We start from the raw sequence: 23,335 nt of genomic DNA, 5'->3' as shown, positions 1-23,335 counted from the left end.
CGTCACCCTCCAAAATGGATAAGCACACCGTCACCGTCACCGTCACCGTCACCGTCACCGTCACCGTCACCGTCACCGTCACCGTCACCGTCACCGTCACCGTCACCGTCACCATCACCATCACCATCACCATCACCATCACCATCCAAGCCAAACTTTCCCGACAATCCACGAAGCACCGAATAAAAAGGGGGGTAGGGGTGATCCGGACGCGCAGCCCACCCATTCAAGGGAGGGCCATTTACAAGCGTGAGCGGATAAATTGGCGATCACCCGATCCCCGTGCGGACAGTCCGCTCAACAGGAGTTCCTCATGAAAGTAATGGCTGCGGTAAAGCGCGTGGTCGATTTCAACGTGAAAGTCCGCGTCAAAGCGGACGGTTCCGGCGTCGATCTCGCCAACGTGAAAATGGCAATGAACCCCTTCTGCGAAATCGCCGTGGAAGAAGCGGTGCGCCTGAAGGAACAAGGCATCGCCAGCGAGGTTGTGGTGGTCAGCGTGGGCTCGTCCGCTGTGCAGGAGCAGTTGCGTACCGCCCTGGCACTGGGGGCGGACCGCGCCATCCTGGTGCAGGCCGACGACGAACTGGGCTCCCTGGCGGTGGCCAAATTGCTCAAGGCGGTGATGGACAAGGAGCAACCACAGCTGATGATCCTCGGCAAACAGGCGATCGACAGCGACAACAACCAGACCGGGCAGATGCTCGCCGCCTTGAGCGGCTACAGCCAGGGCACGTTTGCCTCCCGTGTCGAGGTCAGCGACGGCAAGGCCTGCGTGACCCGGGAAGTCGACGGAGGGGCGCAGACCGTGTCCCTCACGCTACCCGCCATCGTCACCACCGACCTGCGCCTGAATGAACCGCGCTATGCCTCCCTGCCCAACATCATGAAGGCGAAGAAAAAGCCGCTGGAAATCGTCACCCCGGAGTCGCTGGGCGTGAGCACTGCCTCCACCAGCAAAATCCTGAATGTCGAAGCCCCGGCGTCCCGCAGCGCGGGCATCAAGGTCAAGTCGGTGGCCGAACTGGTCGAGAAACTGAAAAATGAAGCGAAGGTGATCTGATGACTATTCTGGTAATCGCTGAGCACGACAACAAAACACTGGCCGCCGCCACACTCAATACCCTGGGGGCGGCAGTCCAGATCGGTGACGATATTCACTTGCTGGTGGCAGGCCTGGGTGTCGGCGCCGTGGTTGAAGCCGCTGCGAACATCGCGGGCGTGGCCAAGGTGCTGGTGGCCGACAACGCCGCCTATGCGCACCAACTGCCGGAAAACGTGGCACCGCTGGTGGCCAGCCTGGTGATCGAACAACATTCGATCTACAACCACGTGCTGGCGGCGGCCACCTCCAACGGGAAAAACATCCTGCCGCAGGTGGCTGCGCGGCTGGACGTTGACCAGATCTCCGAAATCATCGCCGTGCAGAGCGCCGACACCTTCAAGCGCCCGATCTACGCCGGCAATGCCATTGCCACCGTGCAGTCGAGCGCTTCGGTCAAGGTGATCACCGTGCGCGCCACTGGCTTCGATCCGGTTGCCGATCATGGCGGGTCGGCCGCGGTTGAAAGCGTTGGTATCCACTGCGATGCAGGCATCTCCAGCTTCGTCGGCGAAGTGCTGGCCAAGTCCGACCGTCCTGAGCTGACCGCCGCCAAGATCATCGTTTCCGGTGGTCGCGGGATGCAGAACGGCGACAACTTCAAGCACCTGTATGCCGTGGCCGACAAGCTCGGTGCCGGTGTCGGCGCTTCCCGCGCGGCGGTCGACGCAGGGTTTGTCGCCAACGACATGCAGGTCGGCCAGACCGGCAAGATTGTCGCGCCGCAGCTGTACATTGCGGTGGGCATCTCCGGGGCGATCCAGCATCTGGCCGGCATGAAGGACTCCAAGGTGATCGTGGCGATCAACAAGGACGACGAAGCGCCTATTTTTCAGGTGGCCGACTATGGCCTGGTGGCGGATCTGTTCGAGGCCGTGCCGGAGCTTGAACGGCTGGTTTGATCCGCGCGGTGGCGAACGGGCCTGAAGATCCCGGGTAGGAGCGGGCTTGCCCCGCGATGGGCATTGCAGGCAATCAGGTGTCTGAAGGCTGAGGGCCCCTCGCGGGGCAAGCCCGCTCCCACTGCGATCAGTCCGGGAAACGCTCTACGCCCGCTGCGCGGCCGATCGCAGCCTCGTACCTCGGCAGCGGCTACATCGCCGTAGCCGCTGCCGACAGGCTGCGATCGACTGTGTAGCAGTCGCCAATGCGGTGATGAATGGCAGGGTGAAGACAGTTGCTCCCACCCACCCACGCCCGCTCCTGATCTGGTCAGGGCTCAGTCGATTAGTTGATGGTTACGCGCCCAGACCATGGCGTCGTAGCGGCTGGAGACGCCGAGCTTGGCGTAGATGTTGCGCAGGTTCCACTTCACGGTGTCCAGGGTGATGTCCAGCGTGTGGGCGATGCGTTTGCTCGACATGGCCTGGGCAACCAGGCTGAGAATCTCGCGTTCCCGTGGCGTCAGTTGCGGCGTCTGCCCGGTTGTTGTCGTGCGCCGTGAACGCGGGGCTGCAAGACTCGGCGCAGAGGGGGCGGCGAGTTTTCCGAGCAGCTCGTCCAGGTATTCCCGCAGCTGATCTTCAAGGGGGCATTGGGACAGGCGTGTCAGCAGTTTCTCGCTCAATGCACCTTCGTCCAGCAAGGTGCGGACCAACCCCAGGCGCCGGCCATTCTCCACCGCCCGATAGAGACGTTCGAGGGATTCTTCCGAGCGACCGAGATCCTCCAGGGCATCGGCCGACAGCAGGTCGACAAGCACTCCAAGGCGGGCGCGATTGAAGCGCTCGGCATAGTCTTGCACCTTGTTCAACGCGCGCAGGGCCGCCTGGGAATCCTCGCTGCGCAGTATCCGCGCCCGCGCCAGCGCGGCAATGGCGGGCAGCTCTGCACGGCCGCCCTGTTCGCTACTGTGGTCGCGGACAAAGTCGTCGAGCGATTGCAGCAGTTCCACCGCTTGATTGCGCTGGCCCTTGATCAGGCTCACGCGGATCTGTTCGCCGAGCAATTGGGCCACCGGGCGGATCTGTCCCAGGCAGCGCAGGTGGGCAATTTGCTGGCGCAGAAACGGCAGGGCGGCATCCGGGCCTTTTTGCAGCAAGTCCAGGCGGCTGCGGCTGATGTTGGTGCGCACGATGACATCGGGCACAGAGGAGTGCAGCAGGCCCAGGCGGTTGGCGATCAGTTCGCGGGCGTCGTCGATGCGGTCGAGCTCGTAGAATGCATCGGCCAGCAGGCTGGCACACAGGTTGGTGCAGATCGAACGGTGTCCGCCTTCGCGGGTGGAGCGCTCCAGCAGTTCGCAGATCAGCGGTTCGGCTTCGCCGATCTCGCCGGCGATGATGTAGGTGGTCAGGCGCGCCGATTCGGCCACCAGGGCCATGTCGTTGCCGCGATCCTGCGGGGGGATCGGGTGAATGTCGAACAGGCGCCGGGCATCGGCATAGCGTCCGGCGGTGTAGTAGGCCACGGTCAGCGCGGCCAGCAGCATATAGCGCAAGAACGGGTTTTCCATCGGCGCGTCGAGCACCGGCTCAAGCAGGTCGATGGACCGCTCGATGTCGTCTTCCTGGACGGCGATGGCCGCCTGGATCAGCGGCAGGCCGCTGGCCAGCTCAGGGTATTCGCTCAGATCGCTGGCCTGTAGACGCTCGAGCCAGGCTTTCGCCCGCCCCGGACGCGACGTCAGGGAAACCGTGATGCAGGCCAGGAACAGCAGGCGTTGGTGGGAAAACAGCACGTCCTCGGGCAAACGCTCGAGCAAGCGCAGGGTCGGGGCGAGGTATTCCAGGCTCCAGGTCGCCGGCGCGGATTGCTCGATCACCCGGATGGCAAACTCGGTGTCCTCACCCAGGTTGGCGTGTCGCACCGCCTCGGTCAGGCAGTTGTGCGCGGCGAACCACTGCGCACCGAGGCGGTGCAAGGCGTGGATGTCCGACTTGCGACGCTCCAGGCGTGCACTGAGGAACTCGCCGAACAGCGGCTGAAAGCGATACCAGGTCATGCGGTCTTCAGAGTCGACCCGGTAGATCAGCAGGTTCTCGTCTTCCATGCGCTGCAGCAGTTCACCGGCTTGCGCATTGCCGGTCACGGCCACGGCCATGGCGGCATTGAATCGGCGAAAGAGTGACAACGCTTCGGCAACTTCGACCAGTTCGTCTGGCAGGTGCGCGACCACTTCTTCGCTCAGGTAGCTTTGCAGGTCGCTGGAGCGCCAGACCAGGTCATTGAGGATCGAGCGCGTGGAAGGGCGGTTCTTGAGCATGATGACGATCAGTTGCAGGCACGAGGGCCAGCCGCTGGTCAGGTCATTGATCAGGCTCAACTCATCGACGTTGATCCTGTCGGTGCCCAGGTTCTCTTCGACGAAGGTGCGGGTCTCGGCCAGGTCGAACGGCAGCTCGGCGCTTTCAATTTCGACGACTTGGTCCATGACCCGCAGTCGAGTCAGGCTCAGCGGCGGATTGACCCGTGCAGCGAGCACCAGGTGCAGGTTGCCCGGGCTCTGCTCGAGCAGCTTTTGAATCAGTTTGTGCGCTGCGGGGACTTCGACGTGGTGGTAGTCGTCGACGATCAGGTAGAGCTCCTTGCTGAGCTGGGTGGCCGCTTCGACGATGATCGCGACGCAGGCCTCCATCGCCGGCACCGTGCTGTCTTCGCGCAAGGGGTCGATGTCCACCTCGATACCCAGGCGGCGCAACCCCTCGAACAGTGCGCCACAAAAGGCGGTGTAGCCCTTGTCATCAATCGTCAGCGAAATCCAGGCAACCTCGGCGCCGGCCATGAGCCGGTCCTGGCGCCACTGCGCCAGCAAGGTCGTCTTGCCATAGCCGGCCGCACCGGTGACCAGCGCCAGTTTGCAGTGCTGCATGCTTTTGAGCCGGGCGAGCAGGGCGGTGCGGGGCACATGGCGCGTACCGATGCGCGGGGGCGAAAACTTGGTCGAGACCAGATGTCTGGCGGGTATATCCGGCAACGTTTTATCCTCGCTCCGCGGTCTGCTTGCGCCACAGCCGGGAATAATTATTAGACGTAATCGCGGGTGATGCCTGTGCCGCAGGGCGGTTTGCGCGTCGGGCGAAACTAGCCAACCCACCGATGCAGGTCAAGATTTTATCATGCGCCCACCGCGCCCGATCCTGTGCCGCACGCCGGCCGCCGGTTCCGAGGCAGTCCATCCGCAAAGGGGGGGACGAGGGGACGGTGTTGTTTTCTAAGATCCTCCGGGTTGCCGCTTTGGGCACCTACGAAGGAATCACGATGAAACTGGATAATAAAGTAGCCGTCGTCACCGGCGCGGCATCGGGACTTGGCCTGGCCACCTGCAACGCGCTGGCCGCCGCCGGGGCCAAGGTGGTGGGGTTCGACCTCGATCAACAGCGACTCGATGCCGCACTGGATGGCATGCTCGGCATCGCCGTCGACGTTTCCGATGAAGCCAGTGTCAAGGCGGGCATCGAGGCCGTGGTGCAACGCTTTGGCGAAGTGCATGTGGTGGTGAACTGCGCCGGCGTCCTGGGGCCGTGCAAGACCCTCTCCAAGGGCCAGCTGTTTCCGACCGAGCTGTGGAACAGGGTGTTGGGGGTCAACCTCACCGGTACGTTCAACATGATCCGCTACGCGGCCCAGGCCATGTCGACGAACACCCCCCAGGAAACCGGCGAGCGCGGCGTGATCATCAATACCGCCTCCGGCGCGGCACGTGAGGGGCAGATGGGGCGGGCGGCCTACAGTGCCAGCAAGGCCGGGGTCATCGGCATGACGCTGCCGATCGCCCGCGACCTGGCCAGCTACGGCATTCGCGTGGTGAGCCTGGCTCCGGGCCTGTTCGAGTCGGGGATGTCTGCCGGCATGCCGGCCAAGGTCAGCGAAACCATCGTCGAGGGGCTGTTGTTCCCCCGGCGCATGGGCCATACGCAGGAGTTCGCCGCGCTGGTTCAGCATGTGGTGGAAAATGCCTACCTGAACGCGCTGACCCTGGATATCCATTGCGGTACTCGTTGAGCTGACGGCGCACTGAGCGTTCCCTGCATCGAGCCTTGCCCGCAGGGCTCGATCAATCCGCATGCGGCTGGCGTCGGTACCAGGCCACACCCTGTTCATCGAGGTCGACGCTAACCTCGCCGCGCACGATCAGATGATTGAGGCCGGCCAGTGCTTCGCCGGTCGCCAGGGTGAACCGGGTGGTGTCGTCGCTGCGTACGGCGGCGCTGAACAGCAAGTCAAACAGGTCAACGACGCGCTTGGGCTGCTTCAGGCCGTGGCGCAGGCGATCCAGGGCGTCCAGTGCATCGGCCTGCAACTGCTCGATTCGCGCATGCAGGCCCCGAAACGGTTTGTTGTGCGACGGCAGTACCAGTACATCGTCGGGCACGCTGCGGCGCAGCATGGCCAGGGATGCCAGCCAGTCGCTCATCGGATCGGCGTCGGGCTCGGTTGGCTGCACCGAGACGTTGGACGAGATGCGCGGCAACACCTGGTCGCCGGAGATCAGCAGCTTGCGGTCGGCATCGTACAGGCAGGCGTGTTCCGGCGAATGGCCGGCGCCCACCACCACCTCCCAGGCATGTTCGCCAATGTGCAGGCGCTCGCCGTCGCGAATGCGCCGATAACTGTCGGGCAGGGGCGCAATCATCCGGCCAAAACCGCCGAAGCGTTGGCCAAAGCGCTCCAGGGTCGGCTCGTCCCAGCCGGCGCGCCGGTAGAACGCCAGTGTTTCTGCCGGTGCCGGGCGTGCGCTGTCGCTTTCCAGCATTCGACAGTGCAGGTATTCCAGGCGCGTCATCCACAGTCGGCAGCCTGCCTTGCGGGTGAGCCAGCCCGCCATGCCGACATGGTCGGGATGCAGATGAGTGGCGATGACACGCGTCAGCGGCGCCTCGTTCAACGTCCCTTCAAGCACGGTGCGCCAGAGGGCGACGGTCTGCTCGTCGTAGATACCGGTATCGACCAGTGCGGTGCCTGCGCCGTCGGCCAGCAGCCAGACGTTGATGGCGGCCAGCGAGACCGGCAGCGGCAGCCGCAGCCAGTGCACGCCCGGGGCTATCTGCTCGGGTACGCCCGGTGTCGGCAGCGTGGCGAAGGGGTAGCTGATGCGCCCGCCTGCGCCGGCCGATGTGTCATCCGTCATGGTGTTCTCCCGTCTGTGCTCATCGCCGACACACCCGGTGCAGGTGTGCAGGCAGTTCGTGGGGCAGACGTTAACGGAGAGGGGGTAGGGGTGCCCCCCCCTTTCAGAAAGGGGGGGGAGGACTGCGGCCTGACGCTGGCACCCTTCGGCCACTCGATCACTGATTGAGTGGCTTGCGAACCTGGATGTCCAGGTTCAACCCAGGGGAGGAGAGACCCAGATGAATAACAAAAACAAATCGAATCAACGTCATCCCACCAGTTCTCATGCCGTGCGGGCAACGGTCGTGGCCATGTGCGCCATCGCCTGCGGCAGCGCCGCTGCGGTCGAGATCGATACCGGCAACGACGACCTTCAACTGCGCTGGGACAACACCCTGCGCTACAACTTGGGCATGCGTACCGAAGGGCAGGACAAGGCGATCCTGGCGAACCCGAACAACGATGACGGCGACCGCAACTTCGACAAGCACCGGCTGGTGAACAACCGCCTGGATATCCTCAGCGAGTCGGACATCATCTACAAACGCAAGTACGGTGCTCGGGTCAGTGCCGCACTCTGGTACGACGCCGCCTATTCGGGCGACCTGGACAACGACAGCGTCGCCACCTCCAACCACCTGGGCTCCAGCGGCACCCCGGCCACCGGGCTGAGTCGCTATACCAACCGCTACTATGAGGGCCCGTCCGCCGAATGGATGGATGCCTTCGTGTTCGGCCAGTACGACCTGGGCGACATGCCACTCAAGGCCCGCCTGGGCCGTCACACCATCAACTGGGGCGAGTCGTTGCTCGGGGCCGGCGCCATCCACGGCATCGCCTACGGCCAGGCCCCCCTGGACCAGGGCAAGGCACTGGCCCTGCCAGGGATCGAGGCCAAGGAGCTGTACCTGCCGCGCAACCAGATTTCGGCGCAGTTGCAGGTCAACCCCGAGTGGTCGTTTGCGGCGCAGTACTTCTTTGAATGGCGCCCCTCGCGCGTGCCGGAATCGGGCAGCTACCTGGGCTTTGCCGATATCTACCAGCAAGGCGGCGAGTCGTTCATCCTCAGCCCCACCCTGCGTGCCATCCATGGCGATGACATCGAGCCGCGCAACTCCGGTGACTGGGGCGTCATGACGCGCTGGAGCCCGCAGTGGCTGGACGGCACGCTGGGCTTCTATGTCCGCCAGTTCTCCGACACCCTGCCGCAGGTGATTCTGCTGGCTAACGCGCAGCCGCAGTACTACCTCAACTATGCCGACAAGATCGACATGTATGGCATCAGCCTGTCGAAGGAAATCGGCGGCATCAGTGTCGGCGCCGACCTCAACTACCGACACAACATGCCGCTGGTGAGTTCGGCGGCGCGCGTCACCTCGACCGCCCAGTTGCCGGACGACGGCGACATTCTCGGCGCCCGTGGCGACACCCTGCACGGCGTGCTCAACGCGATCGGCACCATCAGGCCGACCGCCTTCTTCGACGGCGCCAGCTGGTCGACAGAGCTGACCTGGAGCCGCTGGGTCTCGGTCAACGACGACCCTCTGAACCTGTTCAAGGGATCGTCCGCCTACAAGGCGGTGCCCAGCAACATCGACGAGGTGTCCCGCGACGCCTATGGCATCGCCGTGAACTTCACGCCGAACTGGTACCAGGTCTTCCCCGGTGGCGATCTGTCGCTGCCCGTCAGTTACTCCCAAGGGCTGTCGGGCAACTCGGCGGTCGCCTCCGGCGGCAACAAGGATGCCGGCAGCTACGCGGTGGGCCTGGCGCTCGACCTCTACAGCCGCTACCGCTTCGATCTGAAGTACGTGGATTACTTCGGTGACTACTCGACCAACCCGGTGACCGGCGCGGCGCTGACCCCAAGCGGCAGCCAGGCGTTGCTCGAAGATCGTGGCGCGGTGTACTTCACCTTCAAGACCACGCTCTGAGCCCCCAGTGCAACTCCACCCGCGAAGGCCCGTTGCGGCCCTCGCGGGTGCAAGGCGCTTGCGCGCAACTGATGTGAGGTGACACGTGTTCAAACCATTCTTACGGCCCCCCTTGGTGATCCTGGCCGCGATGCTGGCCATGCCGGCGTTCGCCCAGGCCACTTTCGTCTCGCCTCTGGACACGCCTTCGCTGCACAGCGCCAAGGCGATCCAGGCGCCCATCAATGCATTGGCCAAGGCCGGCGGGCGGCTGATTGCTGCCGGGCAGCGCGGCCATATTCTTTATTCCGATGACGCCACCACCTGGCGCCAGGCCCAGGTGCCGGTGAGCTCCGACCTGACGGCGCTGGCATTTCCCAGCGCCACCCAAGGCTGGGCGGTCGGCCACGAAGGCGTTGTGCTGCACAGCAACGATGCGGGACAGACCTGGACCAAACAGCTGGATGGCCGGCAGATCGCGACGATCCTGCTCAAGCAGTTCGGCAACCCCGCCAACCCGGATGACCCCGAGGCGCAGCGCTTGAAGCAGGACGCCGAACTGTTTGCCACCCAGGGCGCCGACAAGCCCTTGCTGGACGTGTGGTTCGCCGATGCGCGCACGGGGTTCGTCACCGGCGCCTTCAACCTGATTCTGCGCACCGAGGATGGCGGCCAGACCTGGACCGCCTGGCAGGACCGTGTCGAAAACCCGCGCAGCATGCACCTGTATGGCCTGCGCCCGGCGGCCGGCACGCTGTTCATGGTCGCCGAGCAGGGGCTGGTGCTGAAACTGGACGCGGACAGCCAGCGCTTCGTCAAAGTCGAGTTGCCCTACGAGGGCACCTTGTTCGGCCTGCTCGGCGATGACCGCCTGGTGCTGGTCTACGGCCTGCGCGGCAATGCCTTGCGCAGCCTGGACGGTGGCGCGAGCTGGAGCACGGTCGACACCGGTATCTCGGAAGGCATTACCAGCGGCCTGATCGCCGATGACGGTTCCATCCTGCTGGCCAGCCAGACCGGTCAGTTGCTGCGCTCCAACGACCGGGGGGCGACCTTCCGTCGCATCCCGGTGGACCGCGTGGCGCCCAACTTTGCCCTCGCACCGGCTGCCGACGGGGCCGTCGCCCTGGCCGGGCTTGGCGGTGTACGCGTGCAAAGCCTGCAACAGAACACGAAAGCCGGAGAGCCGTGATGGGTACCCACAACGCCAGCGATAACTTGCAGTCCATCAGCAATATCGAAGATTTCAACCACAAGTCAGGCAGCCGCCTTGAGCAGTTGATCTTCAACCATCGCCTGCTGGTGATCCTGCTGTGCAGCATCGCCACGCTGATACTGGGCTGGGACTCCTCGCGCCTGACTCTCAATGCCGCTTTCGAGAAAACCATTCCGCTGAACCAGCCGTATATCCGCAATTTCCTCGAACACCGCGACGAGCTCAAAGGCCTGGGCAATGCCGTGCGTGTGGTAGTGGAAAACCGCTCGGGGGATATTTTCGATCCTGCCTACCTGCAAGCCCTCAAACAGATCAACGACGAGCTGTTTCTGACCCCGGGTGTCGATCGGGCCAACGTCAAGTCGTTGTGGATGCCGGTGGTGCGCTGGAACGAGGTCACCGAAGAGGGCTTCGCCGGCGGTCCGGTGATGCCGGACAACTACACCGGCTCGCAAGCCAGCATCGACGCGCTGCGCCAGAACATCAGCCGGGCACAGCTACTGGGCAACCTGGTGGGGACCGATTTCCGCTCCAGCATGATTTTCGTGCCGCTGCTGGACAAGGACAGTAATACCGGACAGCCGCTGGACTACTGGGAACTGTCCAAGCGCCTGGAGAGCATCCGTGCGCAGCACTCCGGCGTTCAGGGCAGTGCCGACCTGGATATCCGTATTGTCGGTTTCTCCAAGGTGGTGGGCGATCTGCTGGATGGTTTGCAGCAGATGATCCTTTACTTCGCCGTGGCCGCGGTGATCGCAGCGCTGATCATTTTTTCCTGGACCCGCTGCCTGCGCAGCACCGTGCTGGTGCTTGGCTGCTCCTGCATTGCGGTGCTCTGGCAATTGGGCCTGATTGCCCGGTTGGGCTATGAGCTCGACCCCTATTCGATTCTGGTGCCGTTCCTGGTGTTCGCCATCGGCGTCTCCCATGGCGCGCAGAAGATGAACGGGATCATGCAGGACGTGGCCCGTGGCACCCATCGCCTGGTCGCTGCCCGCTACACCTTCCGCCGCCTGTTCCTGGCCGGGGTCACGGCGCTGGTGGCCGATGCCGTGGGCTTCGGGGTGCTGATGCTGATCGACATCCCGGTCATCCAGGACCTGGCCGTCACCGCCTCCATCGGCGTTGCCCTGCTGGTGTTCACCAACCTGATCCTGCTCCCGGTCATGTTGTCCTATACCGGCGTCAGTCCGAAGGCCGCCGCGCGCAGCCTGCGCAAGGAACAACAGCCGGCCGCTGGCATCTGGCTGCTGCTGGAGCGCTTCACCGAGCGGCGCTGGGCCACGGCGTTGCTGGTGGTGTCGGCAATCCTCACGGTGGGCGGCTTCGTGGTCAGCACGCACCTGAAGATCGGCGACCTGGATGCCGGGGCTTCGGAGCTGCGGCCCAACTCGCGCTACAACCTGGACAACGCCTACATCAACAGCAAGTACTCGCTGTCGTCGGACCAGTTCGCGGTGATCGTCAAGACCAAGGCCGAAGGCTGCCTGGAGTACCAGACCCTGGTCGACGCCGACCGCCTGGGCTGGGCCCTGCAGCAGGTGCCGGGGGTGCAGAGCACGGTGTCGCTGGCCGATGCGGTACGCAAGATCACCGCGGGCTCCTACGAGGGCAGCCCGAAATGGATGTCGATCTCGCCCAACCAGGACGTGCTCAACTACGCTGCGCGGACCGCGAGCACCAGTAATCCCGAGCTGTTCAACAACGACTGCTCGGTGATGCCGGTGGTGGCCTACCTCACTGACCACAAGGCACAGACCCTGGATCAGGTCGTGCAGGCCGCACAGGCCTTCGCCACCGAACACAGCACACCGGAGCGCCAGTTCCTGCTGGCCGCCGGCAGCGCCGGGATCGAAGCGGCCACCAATATTGTGGTCAAGAAAGCCAACCTGACCATGCTGATGTACGTGTACGCGGCGGTCATCGTGCTGTGCTTCATCACCTTCCGTAGCTGGCGCGCGGTGGTGGTCGCGGTGGTGCCACTGGTGATTACCTCGATTCTCTGCGAGGCGCTGATGGTGGTGCTGGGCAGGGGTGTCAAGGTGGCGACCTTGCCGGTGATTGCGCTGGGCGTGGGCATCGGCGTCGACTACGCGCTGTACCTGCTGAGCATCCAGCTGGCCCGCCAGCGGGCCGGCGACACCCTGGCCCAGGCCTACCGGCATGCCTTGCGCTTCACCGGCAAAGTCGTGGCCCTGGTGGGCGTGACGCTGGCGGCGGGTGTAATCACCTGGGCCTTCTCGCCCATCAAGTTCCAGGCCGACATGGGCATCCTGCTGACCTTCATGTTCGTCTGGAACATGCTCGGCGCCCTGGCCCTGATCCCGGCGCTGTCGCACTTCCTGCTCAAGGATGTGCGCGTTAGCGGGGCGCCGGTGGCCGTGGCGCATGCCGAGCAGGCATCGGTTGCCAGCGTCCCCGGTTCCCGGGCGGTGCCGCGCGTCCAGGCCGATCCGAACCTTGTCTGAACCCACGCATTCATAAGGAATCACCATGAGCGATACATCCGCAGCGTTTCTCGATGAACAGCAAGTCATGATCCGCGATTCGGCGCGCAAGGTGGCTGCCGAAGTGGTTGCCCCCACCGCCGCCGAACGTGACCGCAGTGGTGCCTGGCCGCGCAGTGAGCTGCAGGCCGTTGGCGAGCTGGGCTTTCTCGGCATGCTGATCCCCGAAGCCTACGGCGGGGCCGGTGCCAGCTTCGTCGAGTACTGCCTGGCCATCGAGGAGTTCGCTGCCGCCGACACCGGATTCGCCACCCTGATTCATGTCCACAACTCGGTCGGCCTGGCGGTGGCACGGCTGGGCAACGAAGAACAGAAGCGCAAGTACCTGCCGGACCTGGCCAGTGGCAAGCGCATCGGTGCGTTTCTGCTCAGCGAGCCTCACGCCGGCTCCGATACGGCTGCGTTCCGCACCCAGGCGCGGCGAGAAGGCGAGCACTACATCCTCAATGGCAGCAAGCAATTTATCTCCAATGGCAACGAAGCCGGCCTGGGCCTGGTGCTGGCGGTCACCGACAAGAACGCCGGCAAGCACGGCAGCAGCCTGTTGATGGTCGACCCGCAAGACAGCCCCGGCTACGTCGTGGCGCGCGTCGAGCACAAGATGGGCCAGCGCTCGGCCCATGTCGCGCAGATCCAGCTGGAACACTGCGCGGTACCGGCGGCGAACCTGCTGGGCGAGGAGGGGGCAGGCTATCGCAGCGTGATGAGCTCGTTGTCGGAAGGGCGGGTGGCCATTGCCGCCGTCGCCACCGGCACCGCGCGCGCAGCCCTGGAGGCAGCGGTGGGTTACGCCAAAGAGCGTGAGGCCTATGGCGCACCGATCTTCAACCTGCAAGGGGTGGCCTTCGACCTGGCTGACATGGCTGCGCAAGTCGACGTCGCGCACCACTACATGGTGCACGCCGCGCGATTGTGCGAGGCGGGCGTGGCCTGCGCCAAGGAAGCCTCGATGGCCAAGCTGTTCGCCAGCGAAATGGCCGAGAAGGTGTGCTCCGACGCGCTGCAGATCCACGGCGGCTACGGCTATCTCAACGATTTCCCGGTAGAGCGCTATTGCCGCGATGTGCGGGTGACCAAGATCTACGAAGGCACCAGCCACATCCAGAAGCTGATCATCGCCCGCAGCCTGGCCTGACACCCGGACCTGCCCCCTCCATGGGGAGGGGGTAGTCAGGCAACCGTCAGGCATACCCTGTTTTTCGCAGCCCGCTCAAAGGGCTTGGCGGATGGGCGACGATTGGCAGGGAACCCGCGTATGAAGATGCAAGCAACGACCGATGCACAGCGACTTGCAGTGGACAGCTTCCGTACCTTCCTTGCAACGGAGGTGACACCGGTGGTCCGCGCCTTGCGAGGCAGGCCCATTCCCCGAGAACGCCTGCGCGAACTCACCCAGGGCATCGCCGACTTCGGCCTGCCCGGTGCGAGTATCGCGCATGCGTCGGGCGGCATGGGCCTGTCGGTGCAAACCGAAGCGATGCTGCTTGAGGAGCTGTGTGTGGTTTCCTGCGAAATCGCCCAGTGCGTCATCGTCAACATGCTCGTTGCCCGTTTACTGGCGGAGCTGCCCGAGCCGCAGCGCAGGTTGCGCGACCGTCACTTGCCAGGCGTGCTCGCCGGTCGCAGCTTCGCGGGCTTTTACCTGCACGGGGCCGATGCGCTGGCCACCGTGAACGAGGGTGGTATCAGCGCCTGGTCGACGGCGGACGGCTGGGTGCTCGACGGTGCCCAGCCGTGGGTGGGTAACGGCCGGATCTGCGACTTCGTGATCACCGGCGTGCGCACCGAAGGTGGCGGGGTGTGTCATGTGCTGGTGGAGCGCGAGCAACATGGCAACACCTCGCGAATCTTCGACACCCCCACCTTGACCGGCACCTTCAATACCGGCCTGTCGTTTCACAACGTGCGCCTGCCCGCCAGCCAGTTGATCTGGCAGGAGCAGGAGGGGGCAGAGCTTCGTGCCAGGTTGCTGGAGAAATTCAATGCCGACACGGCCTTGCTCTCGGTCGGCCTGATGCGGGCGGTACTGGAGGGTTGCATTGTCGGCGCGCGATGCGCCGACGCGTCGGGGCGGCCGGGCGCATCGCAGCCGTGGGTGGCGCTCAGGATTGCGGAGATGGCAACCCGGCTCGACGCGGCCAGGCTCATGTGCTTGCGCGCCTACTCGCTGGTCGATGCCGGCAGCGGTTGTCAGGTTCAGGTGAGCATGGCGCGCTGGCTGGCCAGCGAAATGGCCCTCAAGGCTTGCCAGGAAGCGCTGCAACTGCCCGGTGGCAAGGCTTTGGGCGCGGCGCTGGACCTTGAGCGGCTGGTGCGTGAGTCGATTGTATTGCCGGTGCCCCACGGCGTGTCCGATGCGCAAAAACTGTCGATCGCCGAGGTGCTCACCGGGATCAGTGCCCGGCAGCCGGCCATCAACGTCGTGAACCCTGATCCATGACTCGCCGGGGCCCCATGGTGCCGGACAACGAGGGGACGCAGGCGTCCTCTCGCAGTCAGGGCAGCCACGACAGTATTCTCCTGGAGCTGCCCGCCCGACCGCGCAAGCAACCCCGGCAGGCGCGTTCGGTCGCGCTGGTCGAGGCGCTGAAAACGGCTGGCCGCGAGATTCTTGAGGGGCAGGGGCGGGAGGCCCTGTCGATTTACCGATTGTCCGACCACTCGGGGGTCGCCATCAGTTCGATCTACGAGTACTTCCCGACGATCGACTCGCTGGTCGCTGCGATTTTCGAGGACTATCGGGCTGACGCCCGTCGGCAGGTGATCGCCAGCATCCACGCTTTACCCGCGTCGGCGACGCTTTACGACGGTATCGAGGTGATCTTGCGTACCGGGCTTGGGGCTTTGCATCGCTGGTTGCAGATTGATTCGCAACTGAGCATTCAGAGCGCTTATTACGGTGAGCTGGTGCGGCTGGACATCGTCAAGCCGGAGCGCTTCTGGATCTCGGCGGTCATTCCGGCGCTGGTGCAGCGTTTTTCCGATCAGGTGGTGGGGGACCGGGAGAAAGCCGGGTTTCTTGCCTATCAGGCCGTTACTGCGTTACCTCGTGCGCTGATGATCGAGAAACCTCATTACTTGCTCGAGGATGAAACTGTTCGTTTGCTGACGCGTATGTTGCATGCGTTGTTGACTGCGCCAGAGCTGGAACACGGTCTTTAGGTTCTCTGGGGGTGTTCTTGAGTTGGTGTTGCGGTTGTGGGTTTATCCATTTCATGTGGTGATGCTGACGGCCCCTTCCGCCATTACGGCGGCCTACTTTTGTCTTGGGAAAAGTAGGAAAAACCGCTTGCTCCTGCATACGGCCCTACGCTGCGCTCCGGGTCCCCTCGCTCCGGCGTCTGAACGTTCGTGCATGAAGATCAAGAGCGGGTTCCCGCCAGTGGGAACTCGCCCAATCTGTGGGAGCGGGCTTGCCCGCGATGGATTTTGAATTTTGCCGATAGATTCATGCCTGCCGGTGATCGCGCTTCAGCGTTGCAGCTGGATGTGCAGGGCTCAGGGGCCTCTCGCGGGGCAAGCCCGCTCCCACCCAGTACCAAGCCTGGCCCGCACGCCGTAGCCGCTGCCGAGGAACGAGGCTGCGATCGACTGCACAGCAGTCGCAACCCGGTCGGCCGATTGACCTAGGCATTGTCAGTCCCAAAGGTGGTTCGCTCCCGCCTGCTGGCCCGGTAGGAGCGGGCTTGCCCCGCGATCAATCGTTCAGGCAACACCCGTTCGGCTGGCTGTACAGGCCTCTCGCGGGGCAAGCCCGCACACAGCGATCAGTCCGGGAAACGCTCTACGCTCGCTGCGCGGCCGATGGCAGCCTCGTACCTCGGCAGCGGCTACACCGCCCGTAGCCGCTGCCGACAGGCTGCGATCGACTGTGTAGCAGTCGCCAATGCGATGATGAATGGCATGGTGAAGACAGTTGCTCCCACCGAGCCCGCTCCTACCTGCTTGTTGGCAGTGGACGTTGATCTCGAAGATGCGCCAGTACAGGCGCCGCCCGTAACTTCGCGACTTCAGGAGGCCGAGTGGAGGTGTCTGGAGGGGGCAGGTGCGCAGCACCCTTCGGCGTAGCCGAAGTCGCGAGCCGTAGACTTGGCGAAGCAAGTCGTAGGCCGCGAGGCCCCTGGAGGGCACCGGAGTGAGGGAACCCGGAGCGCAGCGTAGGGCCGGATGCAGGAGCGAGCGGTTTTGGTTCCTTTTGCCAAGACAAAAGGGACCCGCCGTAAGGGCGGAAGGGGCCGTCAGCGTCACCCCATGAAATGGATAAGCCCCCAGCCCCCAGCCGCAACACCAACACCAACACCAACACCAAAATAAACCCAAAACCCTCCTTAACGAGAGGGGCGCCAGGCCGCGAGCAAAGGCATAAAAGTCCAATCATGGAATGAACCACGACGGAGAACAATAATGACCGTTACATCACGTCTGGCGCGTTGCAGTGGCGTCTTAACCGCATCCTTGCTTGCATGGGCGATCCAATCCGCCAATGCCTGCGCCGCCGAAACACCCGTGTCACCCCAACCGGCCTACACCGATCAACACGTCAGCGACGCCTACATCTACCTGCTCGGCCGCTTGCTCGTCATGCGCCAGCAGCAACTGGACTTCCAGCAAGGCATGACCTGGAACCAGCTGGTACACCGCAAACCCGGCGCTGTCGACTGGCCCAACCCCAACCTCGACGTTGCCTACTCGGAAGCCTGGGTGGCCGTCGATGAGCAAAGTTGCACCCAGGTGAGCGTGCCGAAGATCACCGACCGCTATTACACCGTGCAGTTTCTCAATGGCTGGGGCGAAACCCTGGCCAACATCAACGAGCGGGCGTTCGCCGACCATCCTTATGGTGAATTCGCCGTGTGCCTCAAGGGGGCGAAGGTGGAGCTGCCGGCCAACACCCGGCGCATCGACCTGCCGGTTCGCACGGCACGGGTGCTGTCGCGGGTGGAGCTGGGGGCAGACTGGAAGGTTGCCGAGCAGCTGCAGCACCAGTTCAGCATGCGCCCTACGGGTTCGCCGCAGTTGCCAGCGGTACCGAAAACGCCGATGTTCGAGCTGTACAAACTGCCAGCGGTGCATGCGTTCGATGCCGCGTCGGTGGCGCTCGAGGAGCCTGACCTCAATCCCGGCATGCAGACGCTGCAAACCCACGTGCGCGGGATTGCCGAGCGGATCAAACAGCCCGGCGAACGTACGCGCATCGACCAGCAAATCCAGACGCATGCCTTCGCGGCCCTTGCCAGCGCAGCGCCCACCATCGGCCCCGGCACACAGCGCAACGGCTGGGTGCGGCCAGCGGTTTCCGGGGCCTACGGCCATGACTATCTGACGCGCACGCTGGTCGACCTTGGCGGCATCTGGGCCAACACCAGCGCAGAGGTCAATTACTACCGTGGCGCGCGGGATGCCGAGGGCCAGGTGCTGGATGGCGGGCAGAGCTATGCGCTGACCTTCCCGCGTGAGCAATTGCCTTCCGGCTTTGCCCGCTACTTCTGGTCCGTCACGGCCACCAACAGCAAAACCTTCCGTGTGCTGCCCAACCGGCTCGACCGGTTTCTGCTGAACAATCAGTCGCCCCTGCAGTACAACGCCGATGGCTCCCTGACGCTCTATTTCGGACCGCAACAGCCCCAGGGCAGCGCCGAAAGCAATTGGTTGCCGACGGTGGCGGGCGAGCCGTTCCGGCTGATGCTGCGGTATTACGGCGCCAAGGGCGCGGTCGCCAGCGGTGAATACTTCCCACCGGCACTGGTGCGGCTATGAGGCACTTATCCATGATTGGCAAGGACAGACCCATGAATGAATTGAAAATGCTGCTGGCGTCCTGCGCGCTGCTGGTGACCTGGCTTCCCTCGGCGCACAGCCAGCCGTTGCCGGGCGTGAAGGTGCCGGTAACGGTCGACAACTTCGCCCGTGCCGAGACGGACCGGTATTTCGCCATGACCATCAAGCGGGCAGGGGTGGGGCGTTTCTTCCACTGGCGCGAACTGGTGCCGGCAGGTGCCCAGACGGTCGTGCGTCCCAACCGTGACACCCTGTATTCGACCGCGGTCTTCGATCTGGATGCCGGTCCCGTGAGCATCACCTTGCCCGATGCCGGCGAGCGTTATATCTCGTTGGCCGTGATCAACGAGGATCACCACGTCGTCGATGTGCAGTATCGCGCCGGGCAGTACAGCGTCAGCAGGGACCAGGCGGGCACGCGCTATGTCATGTTGGGTGTGCGGATTCTGTTCGACCCGACCAAGCCGTCGGACCCGGGCCAGGTCCACGCCCTGCAGGACGCGATCAGTGTGAGCCAGGCCAATGGGCCGGGACGCTTCGACATGCCGCACTGGGACGAGGCGAGCCAGGCCAGGATACGCGGTGCGTTGACGGTGCTTGGGCAGTCGCTTGCTGACTCGCGGGATATGTTCGGCAAGCCCGGTGAGGTCGACCCGATGCGTCATTTGATCGGCAGCGCGATCGCATGGGGAGGTAATCCGCAGCAGGACGCGTTTTACCAGACCGTCACGCCGGATCGTAACGATGGCCAGACCCCTTATCGGTTGGTGGTGGGCCAGGTGCCGGTGAGTGCTTTCTGGTCGATCAGTGTCTACGATGCCGAGGGGCGGTTTCGACCGAACGCGCGCGAGGCTTATACGCTCAACAGCCTGACTGCCAGGAAAGGTGAGGGTGGCCGGGTTTCGGTGCAGTTTGGTGGGTGTACTGACAGTAGCGACAATTGCCTGCCGATCATGGATGGCTGGAACTATATGGTTCGCTATTACTTGCCGGAGCCTTCGATCCTTGAAGGTAGCTGGCAGTTGCCAAAGGCGGAGCCGATTTTGTGATTGGGTAATGAAGGGGCCTCAGGGAGTCCTGGGGATTGTGATTCTTGTGTTGGTCTTGCGGCTGGGGGCTGGGGGCTTATCCATTTCATGCGGTGAGGCTGACGGCCCCTTCCGCCCTTACGGCGGGTCCCTTTTGTCTTGGCAAAAGGAACCAAAACCGCTCGCTCCTACATACGGCCCTACGCTGCGCTCCGGGTTCCCTCCCTCCGGTGTCCTCCAGGGGCCTCGCGGCCTACAACTTGCTGCGCCAAGTCTACGGCTCGCGACTTCGGCTACGCCGAAGGGTGCTGCGCACCTGCCCCCTCCAGACACCTCCACTCGGCCTCCTGAAGTCGCGAAGTTACGGGCGGCGCCTGGGAGGACGCATCTTCGAGATCAACGTCCACTGCCAACAACCAGGTAGGAGCGGGCTCGGTGGGAGCGGGCTTGCCCCGCGATAGGCCCCTGAGCCGTGCACATCCAGCTGCAACGCTGAAGCGGGATCACCGGCAGGCATGAATCTATCGGCAAAATTCAAAACCGATCGCGGGGCAAGCTCGCTCCCACGGCAGGCATTCTGTAGGAGCGGGCTTGCCCCGCGATAGGCCCCTGAGCCATGCACATCCAGCTGCAACGCTGAAGCGGGATCAGCGGCAGGCATGAATCTGTCGGCAAAATTCAAAATCCATCGCGGGTCAAGCCCGCTCCCACGGCAGGCATTCGGTAGGAGCGGGCTTGCCCCGCGATTGGCCCGTGAGCCGTGCACATCCAGCTGCAACGGCGAAGTGGGATCACCGGCAGGCATGAATCTATCGGCAAAATTCAAAATCGATCGCGGGGCAAGCTCCCACAGATTGGGCCCGTTCCCACTGGCGGGAGCCCGCTCTTGATCTTGATCTTGATCTTCATGCACGAACGTTCAAGCGCCGCAGAGTGCGACTTCAGGAGGCCGTATGCAGGAGCGAGCGGTTTTGCCTACTTTTCCCATGAGAAAAGTAGGCCGCCGTAAGGGCGGAAGGGGCCGGCAGCCTCGCCACAACAAATGGATAAGCCCACAACACCACCCATAAAAAAGCCCTGACACCTCAGCCTGACCAAGGGCGCTTAAGGACATCAGGGCGAAAGTCGAAACAGTAGAAATTCAGCTCGCGAAACAGGTCAGGACACGCAACGCACCTTGTCTTTCCAGTACTTCTCACGCACCTGACGGCGCAGCACCTTGCCCACCACACTGAGCGGCAACGCCTCGACAAACAGAATGGACTTGGGTGCCTTGAAGCGCCCCAGGCGACTTTTGACATGCTCGATCAGGGCATCGACCGTCACGCTCTGGCCGTCCTTGAGCATCACCTCGGCATGCACCGCCTCACCCCATTCCTCATGAGGAATACCAACGACCGCCGAGTTCAGCACCGCAGGGTGCGCATTGAGCGCCGCCTCCACCTCGATGGCGTACACGTTGAAACCACCGGTGATGATCATGTCTTTCTTGCGGTCGACCAGGAACAGGAAACCGTCCTGATCGATATAACCCAGGTCGCCGGATTTCCAGTAACCGTTCTGGAACTCCTGCGCCGTGCCCTCGGGATTCTTGTAGTAGCCGGCAATGGTGCCCCGGGAACGTACCCACAGTTCCCCGGTCGTGCCCAGGGGCACTTCCTGACCCTTGTCATCGACGATCAGGATCTCCGCACCCACGGCAATGCGGCCGGCCGAAGACAGCTGTTTTTCGTTTTCGGTCAGGTGATCGGCCTTGCTCATCAAGGCCACGGCGTGCAGGCTTTCGGTCGCGCCGTAGATCTGCATGAAGATATTGCCGAAGCGTTGCTGGGCCTGGCGCAGTTTTGCCGGGCTCATCGGCGCCGCCCCATAGGCCATGGTCTGCAACGAGGTCAGGTCGTAGTCCCGTGCTTCGGGCATTTCCAGCAGGCGATAGATCATGGTGGGCACGAGCAGGGTCATGGTGACCTTCTCTGCTTCGATGTTGCGGCACAGGCGCGCCAGGTCCGGGATGTTCTGGGTCAGGGTGCAGCCGCCGCGAAACAGCGTCGGCAACAGGCCCAGCCCCGAGCCGTGGCTGATGGGCGCCATGTGCAGGAAGCGGGTGTCGGGCTGGTAGGGTTGCTCGGCCTCCAGGTACATCGAGTCGCGCAGTGCCATCCAATTGTCGATGGTGTAGGCGGCGCACTTGCTCTGACCGGTGGTGCCACCGGTGAAGCGGTAGACCAGGGCGTCCTTCTGCGTGTCGTTGTCGACCCCGGGATTGTGATCCGGCACGCCCTCGAGCAGGTCCCAGAAATACAGCAGCCCCTCGCGCGGGGTGTCCGGCCGGTCCATGCACACCACGGTGATGCCCTGGCCGTGAAGCAGGTCGAAGTAGCGGTCGATCAACGCGTTCTCGATGAACACCACTTTGGGGCCGAGAAACTCCACCTGCCAGCGGTGCTCCTCGAAGGCGTCGCGGTAGTTGGTATAGGCCGCGGCGGCGTCACCCTTGAGCGCTGTCCAGGCATGGAACAGCGAGATGTTATCGTTTTCCAGGATGCACAGGTAGACATCCCCGCGGCGAAGTCCAAGGCGCCCGCGCAGCATGTTGACGATGCGGTTGGTCAGTAGGTGGAGCTCGCGGAAGTTGTAGCGGCGATTGCGCTCGATGTTGACCAGGGCTTCCCGGTCGCCAAAGCGCACGGCCAGGTTACCGACCGTGTGTGCGAAGTTCATTATTGTCATGGTTATTCTCCGTCCGGGCGTGTGGCTGCACGCCCGTTGCGATCATCGTCGCGAGTTTAACCCGGGCCCGGGCCCGGGAATACTCAGGCCTGTTGGGCCTTGATAGCGGCCAGTGCGGTGTCAATGAACACCTTGACCTGCTGGTTGGCGTCCTGGCGTTCGACGGCGCTGCTCCAGTCGGTGATCTGCGCAAGGTGAGCCAAGATGATTTCCGGCGTCAGGTCCTCGTTGCCCAGGTACACCGGGGTTGTCTCTTCCATGCGCACGGCCGAGAAGACGCCGGCGCCGGCACCGAGAATCAGCTTGGTCGGTGCCTGCTCGCTGACCAGGAACAGCGCGCCCGGGGTGACCTGCTCAGGGCGGCTGGCGGCTAGCAGTTCGGCCGGCATCACGTCTTCGGTCATGCGGGTGGCGGCCATGGGCGCCAGGGTGTTGACCAGGATGTTGTTCTTGCGCCCTTCGATGGCGAGCATGTTCATCAGGCCCACCACCGCCATCTTCGCCGCACCGTAGTTGGCCTGGCCGAAGTTGCCGAACAGGCCGGCCGCGGAGGTGGTCATCAGGATGCGGCCATAGTTTTGTTCGCGCATCAGCTCCCACACCGCTTTGCTGCAGTTGATCGAGCCCATCAGGTGGACATTGATCACCGCCTGGATGTCGCTCATTTCCATCTTGGCGAACGACTTGTCACGCAGGATTCCGGCGTTGTTGATCAGGATGTCGACGCGGCCGAAGGCCTCGACCGCTTGCTTGACCATGGCCTGGACTTGCTCGTAGTCGGCCACGTTGGCGCCATTGGCGATGGCGACGCCACCGGCCTGGCGGATTTCCTCGACCACCGCCAGGGCGGCATCGGTGGAGCTGCCGGAGCCGTCGCGGCTGCCGCCGAAGTCGTTGATCACGACCTTGGCACCGCGGGCGGCGAGGTTCAGGGCGTGGACGCGGCCCAGGCCGTTGCCGGCGCCGGTGACGATAGCGACGCGGTCATCGAAACGAATGGTCATGAATGG

Annotated in this window: 16 protein-coding genes; 12 read left to right on the top strand and 4 right to left on the bottom strand. The window is 63.7% G+C overall.

The window, feature by feature from the left end; genetic code table 11:
* The first annotated feature begins 14 nt into the window (after positions 1-14).
* The 3 genes from U9R80_RS14860 to U9R80_RS14850 are packed head-to-tail and all read left to right on the top strand — an operon-like array spanning position 15 to position 2,004.
* A complete protein-coding gene (locus U9R80_RS14860) occupies positions 15-317 on the top strand; it encodes a hypothetical protein (protein WP_324803075.1) in 303 nt (100 codons plus the stop codon).
* Entirely contained in the window at positions 314-1,063 is a 750-nt protein-coding gene (locus U9R80_RS14855; RefSeq protein ID WP_301837511.1) for an electron transfer flavoprotein subunit beta/FixA family protein, read from the top strand. Before U9R80_RS14860 ends, U9R80_RS14855 begins: the two co-directional genes overlap by 4 nt.
* Positions 1,063-2,004 carry an electron transfer flavoprotein subunit alpha/FixB family protein gene (locus tag U9R80_RS14850; RefSeq protein ID WP_301837512.1) on the top strand — a complete coding sequence of 314 codons (942 nt, stop codon included), beginning with the start codon at positions 1,063-1,065 and terminating at the stop codon, positions 2,002-2,004. Before U9R80_RS14855 ends, U9R80_RS14850 begins: the two co-directional genes overlap by 1 nt.
* Before the next feature lie 317 nt (positions 2,005-2,321).
* Here U9R80_RS14850 and U9R80_RS14845 read toward each other — a convergent pair whose 3' ends face one another.
* Entirely contained in the window at positions 2,322-4,913 is a 2,592-nt protein-coding gene (locus U9R80_RS14845; protein WP_324803071.1) for a LuxR C-terminal-related transcriptional regulator, read from the bottom strand.
* 389 nt (positions 4,914-5,302) lie between these two features.
* Here U9R80_RS14845 and U9R80_RS14840 point away from each other — a divergent pair, with 389 nt between their 5' ends.
* Positions 5,303-6,046, top strand: coding sequence for an SDR family NAD(P)-dependent oxidoreductase (locus tag U9R80_RS14840; RefSeq protein ID WP_301837514.1), 744 nt, complete (start codon positions 5,303-5,305; stop codon positions 6,044-6,046).
* Between the two features lie 52 nt (positions 6,047-6,098).
* Here U9R80_RS14840 and U9R80_RS14835 read toward each other — a convergent pair whose 3' ends face one another.
* Positions 6,099-7,172, bottom strand: coding sequence for an MBL fold metallo-hydrolase (locus U9R80_RS14835; RefSeq protein ID WP_301837515.1), 1,074 nt, complete (start codon positions 7,170-7,172; stop codon positions 6,099-6,101).
* A gap of 220 nt (positions 7,173-7,392) precedes the next feature.
* On the opposite strand from U9R80_RS14835, the gene U9R80_RS14830 reads away from it, so the two are divergent.
* From U9R80_RS14830 to U9R80_RS14795, 8 genes are all read left to right on the top strand, one after another.
* Positions 7,393-9,087 (top strand): DUF1302 domain-containing protein, encoded by a 1,695-nt coding sequence (locus U9R80_RS14830; protein WP_301837516.1) that lies wholly within the window; start codon positions 7,393-7,395, stop codon positions 9,085-9,087.
* Between the two features lie 85 nt (positions 9,088-9,172).
* Complete coding sequence (locus tag U9R80_RS14825) at positions 9,173-10,258, top strand: WD40/YVTN/BNR-like repeat-containing protein (RefSeq protein WP_301837517.1); 1,086 nt, start codon at positions 9,173-9,175, stop codon at positions 10,256-10,258.
* Positions 10,258-12,750: an efflux RND transporter permease subunit gene (locus U9R80_RS14820; RefSeq protein ID WP_301837518.1), complete on the top strand. Its 2,493-nt coding sequence runs from the start codon at positions 10,258-10,260 to the stop codon at positions 12,748-12,750. Before U9R80_RS14825 ends, U9R80_RS14820 begins: the two co-directional genes overlap by 1 nt.
* 25 nt (positions 12,751-12,775) lie before the next feature.
* The gene (locus U9R80_RS14815) at positions 12,776-13,924 is read left to right on the top strand and encodes an acyl-CoA dehydrogenase family protein (protein WP_301837519.1); all 1,149 of its coding nucleotides are present in this window, start codon (positions 12,776-12,778) and stop codon (positions 13,922-13,924) included.
* Positions 13,925-14,044: 120 nt separating this feature from the next.
* The gene (locus tag U9R80_RS14810; RefSeq protein ID WP_301837520.1) at positions 14,045-15,229 is read left to right on the top strand and encodes an acyl-CoA dehydrogenase family protein; all 1,185 of its coding nucleotides are present in this window, start codon (positions 14,045-14,047) and stop codon (positions 15,227-15,229) included.
* 14 nt (positions 15,230-15,243) lie between these two features.
* Positions 15,244-15,951, top strand: coding sequence for a TetR/AcrR family transcriptional regulator (locus tag U9R80_RS14805; protein ID WP_301837521.1), 708 nt, complete (start codon positions 15,244-15,246; stop codon positions 15,949-15,951).
* A gap of 1,344 nt (positions 15,952-17,295) precedes the next feature.
* Positions 17,296-18,546, top strand: a complete 1,251-nt coding sequence (locus U9R80_RS14800; protein WP_324803063.1) for a DUF1214 domain-containing protein — start codon at positions 17,296-17,298, stop codon at positions 18,544-18,546.
* Positions 18,547-18,578: 32 nt separating this feature from the next.
* Positions 18,579-19,616, top strand: a complete 1,038-nt coding sequence (locus U9R80_RS14795; protein ID WP_301837523.1) for a DUF1254 domain-containing protein — start codon at positions 18,579-18,581, stop codon at positions 19,614-19,616.
* Positions 19,617-20,753: 1,137 nt separating this feature from the next.
* Here U9R80_RS14795 and U9R80_RS14790 read toward each other — a convergent pair.
* Positions 20,754-22,325 (bottom strand): AMP-binding protein, encoded by a 1,572-nt coding sequence (locus U9R80_RS14790; RefSeq protein WP_301837524.1) that lies wholly within the window; start codon positions 22,323-22,325, stop codon positions 20,754-20,756.
* An 83-nt stretch (positions 22,326-22,408) separates the two neighbouring features.
* On the bottom strand, positions 22,409-23,329 hold the full coding sequence (locus U9R80_RS14785; RefSeq protein WP_301837525.1) for an SDR family NAD(P)-dependent oxidoreductase: 921 nt from the start codon (positions 23,327-23,329) through the stop codon (positions 22,409-22,411).
* Between the last annotated feature and the right edge of the window lie 6 nt (positions 23,330-23,335).

Origin of the sequence: Pseudomonas sp. JQ170C (assembly GCF_035581345.1) — a bacterium.
Taxonomy (GTDB): domain Bacteria; phylum Pseudomonadota; class Gammaproteobacteria; order Pseudomonadales; family Pseudomonadaceae; genus Aquipseudomonas.
This window is presented reverse-complemented; position numbering and strand designations above follow the sequence as displayed.

Excerpts from the sequence above, each read along its gene's own strand:
- U9R80_RS14845 (WP_324803071.1), bottom strand. The coding sequence starts at position 4,913 with ATGCAGCACTGCAAACTGGCGCTGGTCACCGGTGCGGCCGGCTATGGC.
- U9R80_RS14810 (WP_301837520.1), top strand. The coding sequence starts at position 14,045 with ATGAAGATGCAAGCAACGACCGATGCACAGCGACTTGCAGTGGACAGC.
- U9R80_RS14820 (WP_301837518.1), top strand. The coding sequence starts at position 10,258 with ATGGGTACCCACAACGCCAGCGATAACTTGCAGTCCATCAGCAATATC.
- U9R80_RS14830 (WP_301837516.1), top strand. The coding sequence starts at position 7,393 with ATGAATAACAAAAACAAATCGAATCAACGTCATCCCACCAGTTCTCAT.
- U9R80_RS14790 (WP_301837524.1), bottom strand. The coding sequence starts at position 22,325 with ATGACAATAATGAACTTCGCACACACGGTCGGTAACCTGGCCGTGCGC.
- U9R80_RS14815 (WP_301837519.1), top strand. The coding sequence starts at position 12,776 with ATGAGCGATACATCCGCAGCGTTTCTCGATGAACAGCAAGTCATGATC.
- U9R80_RS14785 (WP_301837525.1), bottom strand. The coding sequence starts at position 23,329 with ATGACCATTCGTTTCGATGACCGCGTCGCTATCGTCACCGGCGCCGGC.
- U9R80_RS14860 (WP_324803075.1), top strand. The coding sequence starts at position 15 with ATGGATAAGCACACCGTCACCGTCACCGTCACCGTCACCGTCACCGTC.
- U9R80_RS14835 (WP_301837515.1), bottom strand. The coding sequence starts at position 7,172 with ATGACGGATGACACATCGGCCGGCGCAGGCGGGCGCATCAGCTACCCC.
- U9R80_RS14840 (WP_301837514.1), top strand. The coding sequence starts at position 5,303 with ATGAAACTGGATAATAAAGTAGCCGTCGTCACCGGCGCGGCATCGGGA.
- U9R80_RS14805 (WP_301837521.1), top strand. The coding sequence starts at position 15,244 with ATGGTGCCGGACAACGAGGGGACGCAGGCGTCCTCTCGCAGTCAGGGC.
- U9R80_RS14850 (WP_301837512.1), top strand. The coding sequence starts at position 1,063 with ATGACTATTCTGGTAATCGCTGAGCACGACAACAAAACACTGGCCGCC.
- U9R80_RS14795 (WP_301837523.1), top strand. The coding sequence starts at position 18,579 with ATGAATGAATTGAAAATGCTGCTGGCGTCCTGCGCGCTGCTGGTGACC.
- U9R80_RS14855 (WP_301837511.1), top strand. The coding sequence starts at position 314 with ATGAAAGTAATGGCTGCGGTAAAGCGCGTGGTCGATTTCAACGTGAAA.